Raw genomic sequence first — 18129 nt, forward strand, 5'->3', positions numbered from 1 at the left:
CATCTGCCTCAAATCTTTTCAAAAGGTATTCGGAAGTATCACCACCAATTCCTCTGTTAACAATCACCATTCCCGCTTTATTAAAATATGCATTCAATTCCCACATCTGTGTGATGGAATCTCCTATAAAAACAAAGTCCGGCTTTACATTATTCGTTACTAATACTTCATTTTTACAATCGAATTCTTCTCTTCGATTATCTGCTGCAACTTGTCTTGAAAAAAATCCTGGTGTTTTAATTTGTACTCTTTCCATGTCCTTTTTCATGCATATTACTATAAAAAGTCGAGTTTAGGGCAATAATGTCCTAATTTATGCATGATTCCTTTCTCAATATTTTAAATAATCAATCTTCTATTAAATCGTCCCTATATTGAACTTTTCCCACAAAAATTCACTCTCATAGAGTCATTCTAATTACAGTAGAATGGTTTGTCAAATTGTATTTGTATTTATATAAAATACCATGTTATTTCGATTTAAAAACATAAAATGTACAATATTTTTACCCAAATCGTAATAATTAATTGCTATTTCCAATTAATTCATATATAGTATTTATATAATTATACCAATACAAATGGAGGAAGAATATGATTGATTTCAAAAGCAAAACACTAAAACAGGAGAATACTGCACCAATTGATCCAAATTTAATATATAAGAAATTGGATCTTCAAAGTGACAAAGGAGATTTGCGTGACACCCAAAAAGAAGTATTAAAAGAATGGTTTTCCAATTTTAGAGATAAAGAAGAATTGATTATCAAATTACATACAGGTGAAGGAAAAACTTTAGTTGGACTATTGATTTTGCAATCTTATTTAAATGAGAAAAAAGGCCCAGTTCTATATCTATGTCCAAATAACTACTTAGTTGATCAAACATGCAATCAAGCTAGAATGTTTGGGTTTTCATATAGTATTGAAGTTGATAAAATGCCAGAAGCATACGATGGTGATAACACAATATATATCACAACATGTCAAAAATTATTCAACGGAAAAAGTAAGTTTGGAATTGAATATAAATCTAAAAATGTATATGCAATAATTATGGATGACGCTCATCAATGCCTGAATGTTATTAATGATTCCTTTAAAATTGTTATTACCAAAAAGAAAAATGAAAATCTTTTAAATGAACTTCAATCACTTTTTGCTGAGGAATTATCAGAACAAGGTCTTGGCACATTTGAAGAAATTAAAGCTGGGAAACGAGATAGCATACTTCAAGTGCCCTATTGGGGATGGCTTAACAAGGTAAATGAGGTTGCTAGACTTTTAGCTAATTATGACGATGATATGGAACTTCGCTTTTCCTGGAACTTATTAAAAGATAATTTAAAGGATTGTGACTGTATTGTATCAGGTGATAGGATTGAAATATATCCGATAATATCTTTAATAGATAAGTACGGCTCATATACAAAAGCTAATCGTAAAATATTTATGTCTGCTACATACAATGACGATTCTTTTTTAGTTAAAACGTTGGGAATAAAAACAGAAACAATAAAGAATGCCTTGGTTGATACAAGCAAAACTTGGTCTGGTGAAAAAATGATTTTAATTCCAGAAGATATCAATCAAGAAGAGGGAAATAGAGATACAATCAGAAAATGGCTTTGTAAAAGTGCAACCCTAAAATACGGTATTGTTTCGCTACTACCTTCTAATTACAAGGCTAAAGAGTGGGAACATGATGGGGCGCTTTTTACTACAAAGGACAATATTTATGATGTAATAAGTAATTTGCAAGGAGTCGGAATTGAACAAGTAATTGCAATCTCAAATAGATATGACGGAATTGATTTGCCAGACAAGGCCTGTAGAATACTTATTATTGATTCTTTACCACAAGGAAGTAGTTTGGAAGAAGAACTTATGGAGTCCTGCTTAAGTGATAGTGATTACATATTAAAAAAAAGAACCCAGACTGTGGAGCAAGGCTTAGGTAGAGCCGTTAGAGGACCTAGAGATTATTCTGTGATAATAATTTTAGGAAGTGATTTAGTTAATTTTATTAAAAGTAGTAAAACTGCTAAATACTTTTCTTCCCAAACCGAAAAGCAGGTGGAGATTGGTAAAAAGATAACAGGGTTTGCACTAGACGATAAAACAAATACAGGGTGTAATATTACAAAATGTTTAGTAGATGTAATTAATCAATGTTTACGACGCGATGTAGATTGGAAGGAGTATTATAAAGAAGAAATGAATACTCTAATACCTAAAACAAATGATTATTCTATGCTTAACGTATTCGAAATGGAATGTAAAGCAGAACAATTTTATAAAGAAAAAAAATATGATAAAGCAACTGAGATACTACAAAATATAATCGATAAAAACTTCACAGATGATTTCCAGCAAAAAGGGTGGTACTTACAGAAAATAGCGCGTTATTTATTTGGAACTGATCAAGCAAAAAGTATCCATTATCAAACTATTGCTCACAAAAACAACTCCTATTTATTATCACCTGAAAATCGACAAATTTGCAGGCCGAAACAAGTACTGGATTTGAAAAGGGTACAGAATATAAAAAACTGGATTAATCGATTTTCAAAAAATGATGATATAAGATTAGAAATAGCCGATATCCTAAGTAAACTAGCGTTTGCTGTGAAAGCTGAAAAATTCGAAAAGGCTGTGAAAGATATCGGAATAATACTGGGATATGAATCATTCCGTCCAGAAAAAGAGCAAAAAGAGGGACCTGATAATTTATGGCAAATAAGTAATAAAAAATTTCTTATTATAGAGTGTAAGAATGAAGTTATAGATGGAAGACAATTCATTTCCAGAGATGAAGTAGGACAAATGTCAAGATCGTGTTCTTGGTTTGAACACAAATATCCTGGATACGAAAAAGATGCTTTAATGATTATTACTACCAACAAAATCGAAGAGGGTGTGTTTTTCAGTGCTGATGTTAAAATATGTATGCAAAACCAATTAGAAAATTTCAAGAAAAAAATTAAGTGCTTTATTGAATACATATTGAAGTTTGAGCTTGGAACAATATCCGATTATGAAATAGAAACTGCATTAAAACTAAATAGCCTAGAATCTTCAGATCTAATAAAATTACTAGGATGTGATTTAAAACTAAAGAAGAAATAAACTAGTAGCAGAGTACAAAATCTAGTAATTCAACATACAAGGGAGGAAATCACTTATGAGAAAAAACATAACTTTAAAAATCAAAAAGGCAGTACTAGCACTAACAGTAGCAGTAACGGTAACCAATTTTACATACATACCAGCTGCTGCCTCACCAATTCAGTCACACTCTGGAAGAACGGATTCAAGTGGTGGACATAAAGACAATAAAAACAAAAGTGGCTTAGGCAGCTATCATTACCATTGTGGTGGTCATGAAGCACATCTTCATAAAAATGGTGTTTGTCCATATAGTAGCTCATCTACTACAAGCAATTCGTCTACCTCAACCACAAAGAAAACAACAACGACAACTACTTCTTCTTCAACAATTAAGAAAGTTCAAACTGCTTTGAATAAACTTGGCTATGATTGTGGCACACCCGATGGAATTTGTGGTAAGAAAACGAAAAATGCAATTAAAAAATACAAACAAGACAAGGGGCTTACTGTAAACACAAAGATAGATAGCAAACTGAAAAAATCACTTGGAATCAAATAAAGAATAGGCTTTCAACCAATTTAAAGCCAGTTAAAAGCGAAGCTTTTTTCTTAACTCTATTGGATTTCCAAAGCAGATATGTTATATTATTTTTATACATATGATGTTGTCGTCAAAAATTATTTTGTCCACAACGGATACCACGGATTGCTATGCATAACAGTTTGCCCTTGGTATCATACATATAAAACGTAAGGAATGAGGTAACGCCATGCAGAATAAAAAAATAGTAGTTGCTTTAGGACATAGTGCTTTCGGAAAAACATTCCCTGAACAACAGGAAGCAATCAAGAATGCTGCCATTGCAATTGCTGATTTAGTTGAAGCCAAATATCAAGTAGTAATCACACATAGTAATGCGCCACAAGTTGGTATGATTCATAAAGCAATGACAGAATATAGTCTTCTTAATAAAGAGCAAACAGTTGCTCCAATGTCAATTTGTAGTGCAATGAGTCAAGGATATATTGGATATGATTTGCAGAATTCAATCCGTACAGAATTATTAAATCGTGGAATCTACAAAACAGTTTCTACAATTATCACACAAGTTCGTGTTGATATTTTCGATCCTGCTTTCCACACTCCAACAAAAGTAATCGGACGTGTTATGTCTGCTGAAGAAGCTAAGAAGGAAAAGCAAAAGGGTAATCATGTTATTCCAGAAGGCGATGGGTTCCGTAGAATTATCGCTGCACCAAAACCAATTGATATCTATGAAATTGATGCTGTTCGTGCACTTTTAGATGCTGGTCAAGTTGTTATTGCTTGTGGCGGTGGTGGTATTCCTGTACTAGAACAAGGTACAAGACTAAAAGGTGCAAGTGCTGTTATTGAAAAAGACTTAGTAAGTGCTAAGATGGCTGAACTACTAGATGCTGACACTCTTCTTCTTTTAACAGGGGTAGAACGTGTATGTTTAAACTTCGGAAGTGATAACGAGACTCCTTTAGAAACTCTTACTCTTGAAGATGCGAAAGCCTATATGTTTGAAGGACACTTTGCGGCTGGCTCAATGCAACCTAAAGTAGAAGCTGCTATTAACTTTGTTTCAACAAATCCAGAGCATGCTGCTATTATTTCTCATCTTGATAAAGCTAACGATGCGATTAAGGGCAAAACTGGTACGCATTTTGTTAAGTAATCGTAGCTTGAAAGATGTACCCCAGTACAGTTATAGATAAACACACATTAAACGATAAAATGCCATTTGATGGATAATAATTCCCCTTCAAATGGCATTCTTCTTTTTATATAAACCCACTATCGTAATCTTCTATCTTCAAATCTCATATGGGTAAGTAAACAATTACGAATCTCTTCTAATTGTTCCTCTACGGTTTCTGTTACTAACAGTAAATCAAGTGAAATTGCCATACTGTTAACAATATGAGAATCTATGTTTTTCTTCATTTGTTCTAACTGTTCTAACTTATCTTTGTAACTTCTTGCATCAAGAAAATCTAACAAAGCTTGTTGTACGTCTATAGTATTCTCAAGATTTTCAGAAGACTCTTTTTTCATCTCATCAATATCATCGGTCTCCTGTATCTTCTTTACGACTTCCTTATCTTCTGCTATTTCTATTGCATTTTTTATCTCTATTGCTTTTTCTGAGGCATTCTCTGGTTTATACACCTCAAAACGATACTTCTGCGTTACTTCTGGATATTTCTCATGGTCAACCTCACTAAGAAACATAGCAAGAGGCCTTACATACGTCTTATAGTCTCCATAAAGGGCTTGATACACAACATATTCTTCACTTGTTTCGGAATGAATAGCTATTGATACAATCTGATATAACATTCCTTTAAAATGCTTCATTAACGTTCCTGATACGATACATTCTCTACTTTGCATATCTATACGTTCGCTCCTCTCTATGAAAAAAAGTTATTGCAAAGATAATCTCTACAATAACTTTTTTATCTATTTTCTTATTTTATCATAAGTTTCACATGAGTTCAACCTGAGTATGTTTGAATTATCTCACTAAATCACATGATATTCCTTCAAAATCTTTTCTATTTCCGTTCCTGAAATACGACCGAGCAATTTTTTAACAGCCAATTTCTCTTTCATTCCAAGGTGCATATCCGTTGCTTTCTTACCGTCACGAAGTTTTACAGTTGAATCAAGCAATGAACGAACATCATATACACTACCCCAGACTTCTGGCACACCTCGATCCACATTCAATAACGTATATACCGCTTCCATACCCGTACGCATAGAATACTCCGTTGTGAAAATTGTATCTCTAGGAGTTTCTGCAAATTGTCCAAGGAATGCAAAGTTGACAGCACCTTCTGGAACTACGGCTGGACGATCACCGATGGCACGTGGCATAAAGAATGCTGTAATATAAGGCATCATACAAGGGACAGTGTTAGCACTTGTACTTGCAAGCTCCTCAATCTCATTCTCTGGAACACCAATGTGGTACAACCACTCCATACAGATTTCCTTACCAGTACAGTCACGCATCGGCTTTTTCACATAGTCGCCAGGTTTATCAGAGAACAAACCATATACCCACACTAGGCAATGATCTTTCGGCTGTTCCCTAAACTGTGGTTGACGGTTGATTGTCCAACTCAACAACCAAGAGGAATCCTTTGCTGTAACAATACCACCTGTAACAACCTTACCTGTAAACGGATCACGTTTGCAGATATTCTTGATATAAGGAATAATTCTCTGATCCAACGTTTCTACCGTCGCACTCAACCAGTTTGTCTGTTCTGGATCGTAGCAAAACTTATCTGGATTACCAAATGCAACATCTTGTGCTGCAATTTTACGCCACATATCCCAGCCACCACCAGCTTTGATTTCTTTATTATATACAGCAGGTGTATTCTGGTCACCTATAGTAGAGTTCTCCACACAACCACCGTTGGTAATGAATACAAGGTCATTTTCGGTCAAATCAATGCCGTCTTCTTTTCCATCTTGGATAACATCAATGCGAGTCGCTACCTTCCTCTTAGTTGAGCAGTCAAACTGAACATTAACTACCTTGACACCATAGTGGAACTGAACGCCAAAGCTTTCTAGATATTTTACCATTGGCAGTATCATTGACTCATACTGGTTGTACTTAGTAAAACGCAACGCTTTGAAATCAGGAAGTCCCCCGATGTGATGAATAAATCGTTGGATATACAACTTCATTTCTAATGCACTGTGCCAGTTTTCAAAAGCAAACATTGTGCGCCAATAGAGCCAGAAATTGGACTTTAGCACTTCTTCACTAAATACATCTGTAATACGTTTATCCTGTAGGGCTTCATTTGGTGTAAAGAACAACTCCATAATTTCCATTGCACCCTTATCAGAAATATCAAATTTTCCATCCGTGTGAGCATCTTCACCACAATTGATTGTTGCACGGCAAAGGGAATAGTTGGGATCCTCTTTATTAAGCCAGTAGTACTCGTCTAACACACTAATGCCTTCCGTTTCAATAGAAGGAATAGAGTGGAACAAATCCCACATTACCTCAAAGTGATTGTCCATTTCACGACCACCACGCATAACGTAGCCTACATTTTCAACTTTGAAACCATCACATGCACCACCAGGAAGAGCTTCCTTCTCTAGAATATGAACTCGTTCCCCTTTCATCTGACCGTCACGGACAAGATAGCAGGCAGCCGTTAGTGCTGCGAGCCCACTTCCAACAATGTATGCGGATTTACTATCAACACCTTCTGGTTTTCTTGGTCTTGCAAATGCTTCATAATTACCACTTGAATAATACATATTTTCTACCTCCTGTTTTTTGTTTTCTTATTGATAGCTACATTGTAGCAAGTTTTATCATAGAGTCCAATAAACAAAAAAATCGCCGTGATAAGATTTTTATCACGGCGAAAAAATAGATGGTTTTTTTATCATTCAATAGAGTTTGATGTAGGTTTATCTGTTCTATATCGCTCAAGTGCTACTGTAATATTGCCCGACACAAGTTCCGAAAGACGATCAATCATCTTTTGTGGATCTTCCTTCATATCATTCTTTACCCAGTCTATCATAAGCCCTACAAAAGCATACTTATAGAAGTCAGCAATGAATTCCATATCTTCTTGACGGACAGACATATCTTTCGCTTTTTCTTTCACCACACCAATCATCAAGTCATAAGTCAATTTATACAGATAGATATCTACCTGCTCACGACTAACAGACCGATAGACGTTTAAAACAAAAGGTTTGTTATCTAAAACTGCCTCGAATATTTGGAGAAATCCCTGTTGCCATGTATCGTAGGTCTTCTTTCCCTCCAAAGCTCTCTTGGCATCTTCAACACAAGACCATTCTACAAGGTCATAGATATCCTTAAAATGGTAATAAAACGTCATCCTATTGATTCCACAATCCTCTGTAATATCGCTAATTGTAATTTTGTCTAGCGTTTTTTTTAGTAGCATATTCTTGAGAGACGCCTCTAATGCTCGTTTTGTAACTTGTGACATTTTAATAACCACGCCTTTCTCATAACCTGCACCTACTTTTAAGCTGTCTCTTCAAACTGTGAATTATAAAGTTTCTCATAGAATCCACCTTGTGCAAGTAACTCTTCATGGCTACCTTGTTCAACAATATCACCATTGTTCATAACTAAGATTAAATCTGCATCCTTGATTGTTGATAGACGATGTGCAATAACAAAACTTGTTCTGCCCTTCATTAAGTTGTTCATCGCCTTTTGAATACGGATTTCTGTTCTTGTATCTACAGAACTTGTTGCTTCATCAAGAATCAAAATCTTAGGATCTGCAAGAATCGCTCTTGCAATCGTAAGCAACTGTTTCTGTCCTTGTGAGACATTACTTGCTTCTTCATTCAGTACCATGTTATAGCCATCTGGTAATGTTTGAATAAAGTGATGAACATGAGCTGCTTTCGCTGCTGCAATAACTTCCTCATCGGTTGCACCTGGTTTACCATAGCGAATGTTTTCCATAATTGTTCCATTAAACAACCAAGTATCTTGTAATACCATACCAAAAAGTTCACGTAGTTCACTTCTGTTAAACGCTCTAACATCATGACCATCTACTAAGATTGCACCTTCATTTACATCATAGAAGCGCATCAATAGTTTAATCATTGTTGTTTTACCAGCTCCAGTAGGTCCAACGATTGCTACCTTCTGACCTTCTGTTACTTTCGCGCTGAAGTCGTTTACGATAATCTTCTCTGGGTTGTAACCAAAGTGTACATTTTTGAATTCAACATTTCCTTCAAGATTTGTAACATCAACTGCATTTTCTACAGTTTGATCCTCTTCCTCTTCATTCAAGAATTCAAACACACGCTCTGCTGCTGCCGCTGTTGATTGTACTTGATTTGAAATCTGTGCCATCTGTGCAATTGGTTGATTAAAGCTTCTTACATATTGAATAAATGCTTGAATATCACCTACAGATACACGACTCTTGATTGTTAAGTAACCACCAACAATCGCAACACCAACATAACCAATATTACCTACGAATTGCATAACTGGCATCATCATTCCTGATAGGAACTGCGATTTCCATGCAGATTCGAATAATTTATCATTTGCTTTATTGAACTCTTTAATTGCTTCCTCTTCACCATTGAATACTTTCACTACGTTGTGACCACCGTAGATTTCTTCTACTTGACCATTCACATGACCAAGATATTCTTGTTGTTGAACGAAGTATTTTTGTGATTTCTTAATAACCTTTGAGATGATTATCATAGACACAGGCAATGTAAGTAACGCTACTAATGTCATCCAACCACTGATTGATAACATCATTACAGCAATACCAATAACCATCGTTACAGAAGTAATTGTCTGCGTAATACTTTGATTTAAACTGTTACTCAAAACATCAATATCATTCGTTACTCTTGATAATACTTCACCATGTGTTTTTGTATCAAAGTAGTTCATTGGCATACGATTAATCTTAGCTGCTATCTCCTTACGAAGATCATACGTTACTTTCTGTGAGATTCCTGTCATAATGAAACCTTGGATCAAAGAGAATAGCATAGCAACTCCATATAAAGCCAAAATAGTAATAATTATTTTAAGTATTGCATCAAAATCAATTCCACCAGTACCTTTAATCTTTCTTACTAGACCCTCAAAAATCTCTGTTGTTGCATGACCAAGGATCTTAGGCCCTACGATATTAAATATTGTACCACCAATTGCAAATAAGATAACAAGGATGATTCGGAACTTATATTTTGCTAGATAACCACCAAGGCCTGCCATAGCCTTCTTGAAATCTTTTGGTTTTTCACCTGGTGCCATTCCACCCATTGGACCACCTGGTCCTCTATGTCTAGCTGGACGTTTTGTTTCGTTACTCATGGCTTTCCCCTCCTTCCTTAGCTCCTTTTATACTTGCCTCAATTTCTTTCTCTGATAATTGCGAAGATGCAATTTGGTAATATACATCACAGTTTGCTAACAATTCAGAATGTGTACCCTTTCCAACAACTTTACCCTCATCTAATACAATGATTTGCTCTGCATGTAATATTGTTGAGATACGTTGTGCAACGATAATAATCGTACTATCTGCAATCTCATCATTTAACGCTTTACGAAGTGCTGCATCTGTCTTAAAGTCAAGTGCAGAAAAACTATCATCAAATATATAGATTTCTGGATCTTTTGCAATTGCTCTTGCGATGGATAATCTTTGCTTTTGACCACCTGATACATTCGAACCACCTTGTGCAATTGACTCTTCATATTTGTCTGGTTTCTCTTCGATAAAGTCCTGTGCTTGTGCAATTCTTACTGCACGCTTGATGTCTTCCTCTGTTGCTTCTTGTTTACCATAACGGATATTCGAATCAATTGTACCTGAGAATAGAACACCCTTTTGTGGTATAAAACCAATTCTTCCTCTTAAATCATGTTGTGTAATGTCTTTTACATTTACACCATCAACAAGAACTTCACCCTTTGTTGCATCATATAGACGAGGAATCAAGTTAATCAATGTAGATTTACCACTACCTGTACTTCCAATAATCGCTGTTGTTTCACCTGGATTCGCTGTAAATGTAATATCTACAAGCACATCTTCCTCTGCATTTGGATAAGCGAATGACATATTCTTGAATTCAACAACACCCTTTTTAGAAGGAACGAATGCTTTTTTGTTTTCAGGATCTTTTATTAAGTTCTCTGTATCTATTACTTCCATAATACGATTTGCTGATACTGCTGCTCTAGGTAACATGACAGATATCATGGATAACATTAAGAAGGACATTACGATTTGCATTGTATATTGTAGGAATGCCATCATATCACCAACTTGAAGAGTTCCTGCATTAATACCTTTACCTCCAAACCAGATAATCAAAAGAGAGATTCCATTCATTACAAACATCATCATTGGCATCATAAATGTCATTGTACGATTTACAAAAAGATTTGTTTTCGTTAAATCTTGATTTGCTACGTCAAAACGTTTTTCCTCATGTTTTTCACGGCTAAATGCTCTAATTACAGGAAGTCCCGTAAGAATTTCTCTTGTAACAAGGTTCAAACGGTCTACTAATTTTTGCATACTCTTGAACTTAGGCATCGCAATAATCATAAGTGTTCCTACAAGTAATAAAACTGCTGCGACAGCTACTGCAATAATCCAACCCATATTCGTCTTCGTATTGGCAACTTTGAGAATACCACCAATACCAAGGATTGGTGCATATAAAACCATTCTAAACATCATAACAAGTAACATCTGTACTTGCTGAATATCGTTCGTACTTCTTGTAATTAAAGAAGCTGTTGAGAATTTATCAAACTCTGCATTCGAGAATCCAACAACTTTTTCAAACACTTTACCACGAACATTCTTACTTACACCTGCTGCAATTAATGATGCAAGATAACCTACAATAATTGCTGCAATCATACCAACAACTGCAAGCCCTAACATTTTAAGACCCGCCATTACAATGTAATTAATCTGAATACGATTTACATTCATACCAATTGCTGAATACTCTTGTTTTACTACGACAACTGCACTTTGACTTAATATTGCTGAAGTAAGACCTTCCATCATAGTATCAATTTGGCTATTAAAATCAGCTATCTGCTCTTCTGTCATCATTGATAACATCATAAAGATATCTTGACCTTGTAATTCTTCTGGCAGTACTGACATACTACTCGAATCATCTGTTGCTTCATCACTATCCGATGTCATACTGATAGAACCATCTAACATTGCAGATATGAAAAGTGGCTTTGCAATGATATCACTAATCTTTTCTTTCACTTCTTTGTCTTTTGTATCAAGTACATAGATATCTTCCGACTCTAAGATCTCATATTTTTTTAAGTACTTTGTATATTCAGAATCCGAACTAGTTTCTTTTCCAACATATTTGTAATGCTTCAATACGTATTCCGAATCCTCACTACTCATAAAATACTGCATCTTCTGGTAAGTAGATACTCGAACTGCTTCTAGTGCACAGTCCTCAATACCTCCTTGTTGAATGCCTACATCAACAATATATGACGTATATTGTGGTAATGAAAGATCACAAAATGCTTGAAGCACTAACAATACCACTACCGCTAAAATCGAAACTCGAAACGGTTTTAAATAACGCATTAATTTTTTCATCTTATCTTCCTTCCTCTAGTTATTGCTCCCCAGTAACAATCTGATATAGTTTATCCACAATTCGGATTAACTCCTTTGCATCATGCTCACCAAGCTTATTCATTAAATCCTCAATATGCTGATTTCTTACATCATGCATACTCTTAATAAATGCATAACCTTCTTTTGTTATGCTAACATATGTTACCCTTCTGTCTGAACGATCAATATTTCTTATGATATAATTTTTCTCTTCAAGAGAATTAAGTGCTTTTGAAGTCGCTGGTTTCATAAGCTTTAAGTCATTCGTTATCTGTGAAATTTTAATACCAAGCGCATTATCATCATTAATATTGTGGTCAAGGTAAAATAGTATCATACCGTCCATCTGCGACAGTTCACCAAAGCCTCTACTCTGCTTCTTCATACAATGAAGTTTATTCATAACTTTTATAAGTTCCTGTCCATATGAGATTTCACCCTCTCCCAAAATAATGGGCCTCCCTTCTTAGATTTCTTTTATTGTTTCCAAAAGAAACTATTTCATTTCTTAACTATTATATTCTAAAAATTATATATGTCAATACTCTCTTTTTATGTTTATACAAATTTTACATATTGTTTATGCTTTTTTTAATTGAAGACAACTAAATTGTTGTTCTGTTAGAGAAGATCCTTGCACACTCACTACTGCTGCTGACACTTTATTCGCACGTTCTATTGCTTGCCCCATCGTGAGTCCCAGCTCCATAGAAGCCATAATTGTTCCAATATGAGCATCTCCTGCACCAATTGTGTCTACTACCGTTGCCTCCTCACCTTTCACAAGATTACCTTGTCCATTCTCGTAATAGTATGCACCATTTTTTCCAAGAGTAATAATAACCGTGTTATTTGTTATCGCATGGATTGCCTTTGCTGCCTCTTCGTAATTCGTAGCTTGACCAAGTTCCATCGCCTCTTCCTCATTCAGATGAATAATCGGTTTACGCGCAAAAATCCTATCTAGTTTTTCATTTCCAATCTTACTTAATCTTGGTCCTGGTGCAAAGTATACTTGATATTCGGGATTTTCTTCGATAAATTCTATGATTTCCAATCCATCTCGTTCCTCTATCTCAAGTCCAGCAATATACACGCTGTCATGCTCCGCCTTCATCTTCTCTGTTACCCATTCCTTCTGAAAACGATACTCTACACCATGATGAACAACAAACGTTCTCTCGCCATCTTTTTCTACCATACATAAGCAAAAACCATTATCCTCTGTATCAAGATTAACCGCACTTTCCATGCCTTTCTCTTGTAACATACTTTCCACAATGCTTGCATATCTGCCTGTCCCAATCGGTGACAGCAACGTATATGGCACATCGAATTTTCGCATTATGTCAGCGGCATTATACGCACAACCGCCAAGGGCCATCTGCTGTCCTTTAATATGAATATCTTCACTTGTCTTTGGTAAATGATCTATCTGTATAATAATATCCAATACTGTTGATCCAATAACTAATGTCTTCTTCATCTTAGTTTACTCCCTTTATCTTTAAAATCTTTAAAATGTAGTATTTAAACATGTATTTTAAAATTCATTTTATCTATTTTTTATATTCTTAATCCAAAAGGTCTCCTATATAAAAGGTCTTATGTCGTTTTAGAATGCAATCGATATAAGACCTTATTTTTCATTATAAATTACTAGCTATATTTCTATTATGGTATTAATTTATCTATATTCAAAAGTCCCCAGCCTTGCTGTTGGTGTTGTAGTCCTAAATCAGTGGAACTATTCTTAACGCGAATCTTAACCTCTCGATTTGTCATATCTGGATATGCTGATAGCAGTAACGACATCGCACCTGTTACAATCGGTGTTGCCATTGAAGTACCACTTTTCGTTGTGTATAGACCTCCATATGGTTCACTCTTTGCTCTTCCAAACAATAATCCCCTATTTGAGCGATTATCATTCCTTGGAGGGCAGCAAGACACCACATTACTTCCCGGTGCTACAACATCTGGTTTCTTTACACATGCCAGTGTAGGCCCTCTCCCAGAATAGTCAATTGTCTTCGTACCGAAAACCTCAACAGACACATTATCATCACTTGCTCCTACGGTAATAACTTTTCGACTAATTCCCGGCATGGATATCGTTCTCGGTCCTGGTCCATTGTTACCGGCTGCAACCACTACCACAAACCCACGATTCCATAACTCATCAACTCCAACTACTAAACTGGATTGTTCACTCGCACTCTCATCCGAAGTTGATCCAACAGATATATTTACAATTCGAATATTATATCTGTCCTTGTTTGCTATAATCCAATCAAATGCCGTTAGCACATCTGATACATTACCATTTCCTTTATAATTAAGAGCCTTGATACCGATTATATTACATTTCGGTGCAATTCCCATATACTTTCCCTCTGAAGCAGTTCCATTCCCTCCTACAATACCAGCTACATGTGTTCCATGTCCGTTATCATCGTACATATCTATCTTTCCATGAATCATATCCTTAAAAGCTACAATTCGATTACCGCCACTAACAAAATCAGTGTGGCCCATAATTCCAGTATCTACTACAGCCACACCGATTCCGTTACCATATATACCTCTTTCATATGCCGCTTTCGCATGCACAATATCTCGAGCCCGATTCATTCATATTCCCTCCAGTAACTTCGAGCACTATTTATAACTCTTTCTTACTATCATAATATGAGGGAATCTCATTTTAGCTACTGTTCACGCCAAACGTTCACAGTAGCAGAATCTCATTTTAATTATTGCTTTTACGCTAATAATTTTTGAACCAGTTCTTCACCAATTTGTTTTACTGATTTACCATCTGTTGCAATAATAATATCAGCACATTTAAGATAACATTCTCTTCGTTTCTCCATCAATTGCTCAATATATTCTACATTCATATTGCCATTTAATATTGGTCTATTCTTACTATCTTTCACACGTTCATATACCGTCTTTGGAGTTGCTGTTAATAAAACAATCTTTCCGTTTGCTTTCATGGCTTCTACGTTTTCTTCACGTAAAACAATTCCACCACCACAAGATACAATTAGCTGTTCTCTTTTTTGAACATCAAGTAATGTCTCTGTCTCCAAATCACGAAAATGTGCCTCTCCATATTTTTCAAATATATCTGGTATACTCATACTTGTCTTCTTAACAATCATAGCATCCAAATCTACTTCTTCCATATCAAGCCAATTCTTCAAGTAAGAGGATACCGTACTCTTTCCCGTTCCCATAAATCCAATTAACATAATATTTTTATGAAATAACTCTTTCACTTTTTCTTTCGACATTCTTATTCTCCTTACTTTTCTATCATTACATGCTACTTATTTTACCATTATAAAAGAGCTTTTGCAAACAAATGCAAAAGCTCTCTTTCTATCGTACTCGTTCTGCTCGAACAATTAGCCTATGTGTCGCAATTCTAACAGGTGTACACGTAATTAATGTTATCATCTCTGTCTCTGTCTGCTCAAGAACCCATACATCTTCTGGATTCACCACAAACGATTCTACAACTTCATACACAAGCGTATCCGCTACGGTAAGAATCTCAATACGGTCTCCAATCTCTAATTCATCTAAGCGATTAAAGTACTGGCCAAACGCATAGCTACGATGACCGATAAAGCAAGCATTCCCTTCCTCCCCAGGCAAAGATGTTTCTTCAAAATGCCCTATGGAGTACTTCATTGCTTTGTTCGTCGTGCCTTCTGCAATTGCAACCGTAAGATCAAGTTTATCAATACTCATGATTCCGATTAAGTTCTCGTCCATAACTAATGTATTCTCTTGAGGAGTTTCCTTACTTGGCAACTCCTCTTTTATTGTTGGTTCTTTCGAATCCTCTTCGCTATCGAAATCTGATTGCTCATTCTCTGCCTTTTGGCAACTCTCTATATAGTTTAGAAAGGACTCTATTCTCTTCTCTTGATTTCTAATCGTATGAAATCGTATTCCTATCACAACACATACTAATATAATACCAATCGCAATTAAGATTTTACCTACGTACCTTTTTGCGTTTCGCTTCATAGACTACTCCAACTCCTAGTACTGCTGCTGCTAAGTATAGTAACACGGATAAATCAAAGAAATATCCAGCCTGTGGTAATGAACCCGTAGTATTTGTAGAATTCGCATCCGAATCATTTTTAGAGCGATTACCACTACCTGTTGAGGAATCCTTACCTGAATTATCACTACTATCATCTGTTACTTTACTATTACCATCTTCTGTAGTGCTTGTTCCTTGGCCATTCTTGTTTGTATCATTGTTCTTGTTACCATTATCTTTATTGCCATTTTTATTGCTGTTTTTATCTTTATCGTTGTTCTTATTATTATTCTTATTGCCTTTATCCGTTTTGTCTGTATTAGATTCTTCATCTTCTACATCCGTTGTGTCTGGATCACCATCGGCATCATCTCCATCAACAATGTCACGTTCTAGTATGAAATCTCCATACTCATCAAGCTGTTCAATTGCATCAATGTAGATTGTAACAATGTCACCATCCTGACTAATCTTAGCTGGATGCTCATCTTTTGAAATAACTAGACCACTTGGCGCATCCGTTTGCTTCACAGTGTAGTCACCATAGGTAACATGTTCAAATGTCGCTGTTCCCGTTTTATCAGTAACTTTAGATGTAAGCTCATTCCCATCTTTATCAAAGATTGTATAAGTAACACCTTTTTGCTTTGTCTTGATAATAATTACAACAGTTCCTTCCATTTCTTTTGTAAATTGAGTTCCTGTTGTAGGAAGTATTGGTACTATTGTTTCATTCAATGCTTTGACATCATCTGTAACTGCAACCGATATCACTTCTGATGTTAATAAGAAACCTTCTGGTACGGCAGTTTGAATAATTACATATTCGCCCTTTGGTACATCAGTAAAGCTAACTAGTCCGTCTGTTGTGCTCACTGTTGTTTTAATTGGATATAAACGTTCTGTATCATTTACATCATACAATACATATGTTGCTCCTACTAAATTCTCGTTATTACCGTACTTAGCATGAAACTTAATTGTTGCTAATATTTTATGATTTGTAAATGGTACTACTTTATCACGATCTGTTATTTTAAGTTCCGTTGTTTTTGATTCAGTACTCTTAATATAACCACTTGCTGCTTCCGTTTGTTTCACTGAATATGTTCCAATTGGTAACTCCGTAATGCGGCATTCTCCGTTTGCATCTGTAGTAAGTGTATCTACAAGAACACCCTCACTATTATAAACTTCAAATTCTGCAGCTTCAATTAATGCGTCTGTTTCTACATCAGTCAATACTACTGTAATACTTCCCGGTGTTGCACTTATATAATGTACTCCAGAACGCAAACCTTCTGGTGTTACAACTTCGTTTAATTCTTCAACAGCATCTGTAACGTCAACCTCTATCGCTCTTGTTGGTAGTATATAACCAGTTGGTACTTTTGTTGGAACGATTTCGTATTCTCCCTTTGGTACATCCTTAAAGGAAATCACTCCATCTGCTCCACTTGTCTTCTCATCAATTGGAGTTACATGTTCCGTATCATTTTTATCATATAGTTTGTACGTAACATCTTTTAATGGCAAGTTCTTTATATCATCTTTAACAGTAAATTCTACATCTGCCAGTATTTTATGATTTGTGAATCGTAACGTCTCGTCAAGATTTGTTAAAGTAAGTTCTGCCACTTCTGTAGCATCGCTTATTATATAATCACTTGTTCGTTCCGTTTGTTTCACTGAATAGTTTTCAAGAGCTA

At 35.4% G+C, this 18129-nt stretch carries 14 protein-coding genes and 1 pseudogene; 3 read left to right on the top strand and 12 right to left on the bottom strand.

The window, feature by feature from the left end:
* Window positions 1-256 (bottom strand): annotated as a pseudogene (locus RMR19_RS04780) (hypothetical protein); the annotation flags it as partial.
* Window positions 257-594: 338 nt separating this feature from the next.
* On the opposite strand from RMR19_RS04780, the gene RMR19_RS04785 reads away from it, so the two are divergent.
* From RMR19_RS04785 to arcC, 3 genes are all read left to right on the top strand, one after another.
* The gene (locus RMR19_RS04785) at window positions 595-3129 is read left to right on the top strand and encodes a DEAD/DEAH box helicase family protein (RefSeq protein WP_310602358.1); all 2535 of its coding nucleotides are present in this window, start codon (window positions 595-597) and stop codon (window positions 3127-3129) included.
* A gap of 55 nt (window positions 3130-3184) precedes the next feature.
* Window positions 3185-3670 (top strand): peptidoglycan-binding protein, encoded by a 486-nt coding sequence (locus RMR19_RS04790; RefSeq protein ID WP_310602359.1) that lies wholly within the window; start codon window positions 3185-3187, stop codon window positions 3668-3670.
* Window positions 3671-3881: 211 nt separating this feature from the next.
* Entirely contained in the window at window positions 3882-4814 is a 933-nt protein-coding gene (gene arcC, locus RMR19_RS04795; RefSeq protein WP_310602360.1) for a carbamate kinase, read from the top strand.
* Window positions 4815-4933: 119 nt separating this feature from the next.
* Here arcC and RMR19_RS04800 read toward each other — a convergent pair whose 3' ends face one another.
* The 11 genes from RMR19_RS04800 to RMR19_RS04850 form a co-directional block, all read right to left on the bottom strand.
* Window positions 4934-5533, bottom strand: coding sequence for a DUF1653 domain-containing protein (locus RMR19_RS04800; protein WP_310602361.1), 600 nt, complete (start codon window positions 5531-5533; stop codon window positions 4934-4936).
* Between the two features lie 132 nt (window positions 5534-5665).
* Window positions 5666-7441 (bottom strand): oleate hydratase, encoded by a 1776-nt coding sequence (locus RMR19_RS04805; protein WP_310602362.1) that lies wholly within the window; start codon window positions 7439-7441, stop codon window positions 5666-5668.
* Between the two features lie 131 nt (window positions 7442-7572).
* Window positions 7573-8154, bottom strand: coding sequence for a TetR/AcrR family transcriptional regulator (locus tag RMR19_RS04810; protein WP_310602371.1), 582 nt, complete (start codon window positions 8152-8154; stop codon window positions 7573-7575).
* 38 nt (window positions 8155-8192) lie between these two features.
* Window positions 8193-10040, bottom strand: a complete 1848-nt coding sequence (locus RMR19_RS04815) for an ABC transporter ATP-binding protein (protein WP_310602363.1) — start codon at window positions 10038-10040, stop codon at window positions 8193-8195.
* Window positions 10033-12330, bottom strand: a complete 2298-nt coding sequence (locus RMR19_RS04820; RefSeq protein WP_310602364.1) for an ABC transporter ATP-binding protein — start codon at window positions 12328-12330, stop codon at window positions 10033-10035. Before RMR19_RS04820 ends, RMR19_RS04815 begins: the two co-directional genes overlap by 8 nt.
* A gap of 19 nt (window positions 12331-12349) precedes the next feature.
* Complete coding sequence (locus RMR19_RS04825) at window positions 12350-12799, bottom strand: MarR family winged helix-turn-helix transcriptional regulator (RefSeq protein WP_310602365.1); 450 nt, start codon at window positions 12797-12799, stop codon at window positions 12350-12352.
* Between the two features lie 132 nt (window positions 12800-12931).
* Window positions 12932-13837 carry a PfkB family carbohydrate kinase gene (locus tag RMR19_RS04830; protein WP_310602366.1) on the bottom strand — a complete coding sequence of 302 codons (906 nt, stop codon included), beginning with the start codon at window positions 13835-13837 and terminating at the stop codon, window positions 12932-12934.
* 188 nt (window positions 13838-14025) lie between these two features.
* Window positions 14026-14985, bottom strand: coding sequence for a S8 family peptidase (locus tag RMR19_RS04835; protein ID WP_310602367.1), 960 nt, complete (start codon window positions 14983-14985; stop codon window positions 14026-14028).
* 131 nt (window positions 14986-15116) lie between these two features.
* Window positions 15117-15653 carry a shikimate kinase gene (locus RMR19_RS04840; RefSeq protein WP_310602368.1) on the bottom strand — a complete coding sequence of 179 codons (537 nt, stop codon included), beginning with the start codon at window positions 15651-15653 and terminating at the stop codon, window positions 15117-15119.
* Between the two features lie 88 nt (window positions 15654-15741).
* Window positions 15742-16398, bottom strand: coding sequence for a class D sortase (locus RMR19_RS04845; RefSeq protein ID WP_310602369.1), 657 nt, complete (start codon window positions 16396-16398; stop codon window positions 15742-15744).
* Window positions 16367-18129, bottom strand: a 1763-nt coding sequence (locus RMR19_RS04850) for an MSCRAMM family protein (protein WP_310602370.1), incomplete at its 5' end; no start/stop codon positions are given. The genes RMR19_RS04845 and RMR19_RS04850, both read right to left, overlap by 32 nt.

This window comes from Anaerosporobacter sp. (assembly GCF_031551385.1).
Classification (GTDB): domain Bacteria; phylum Bacillota; class Clostridia; order Lachnospirales; family Lachnospiraceae; genus Anaerosporobacter.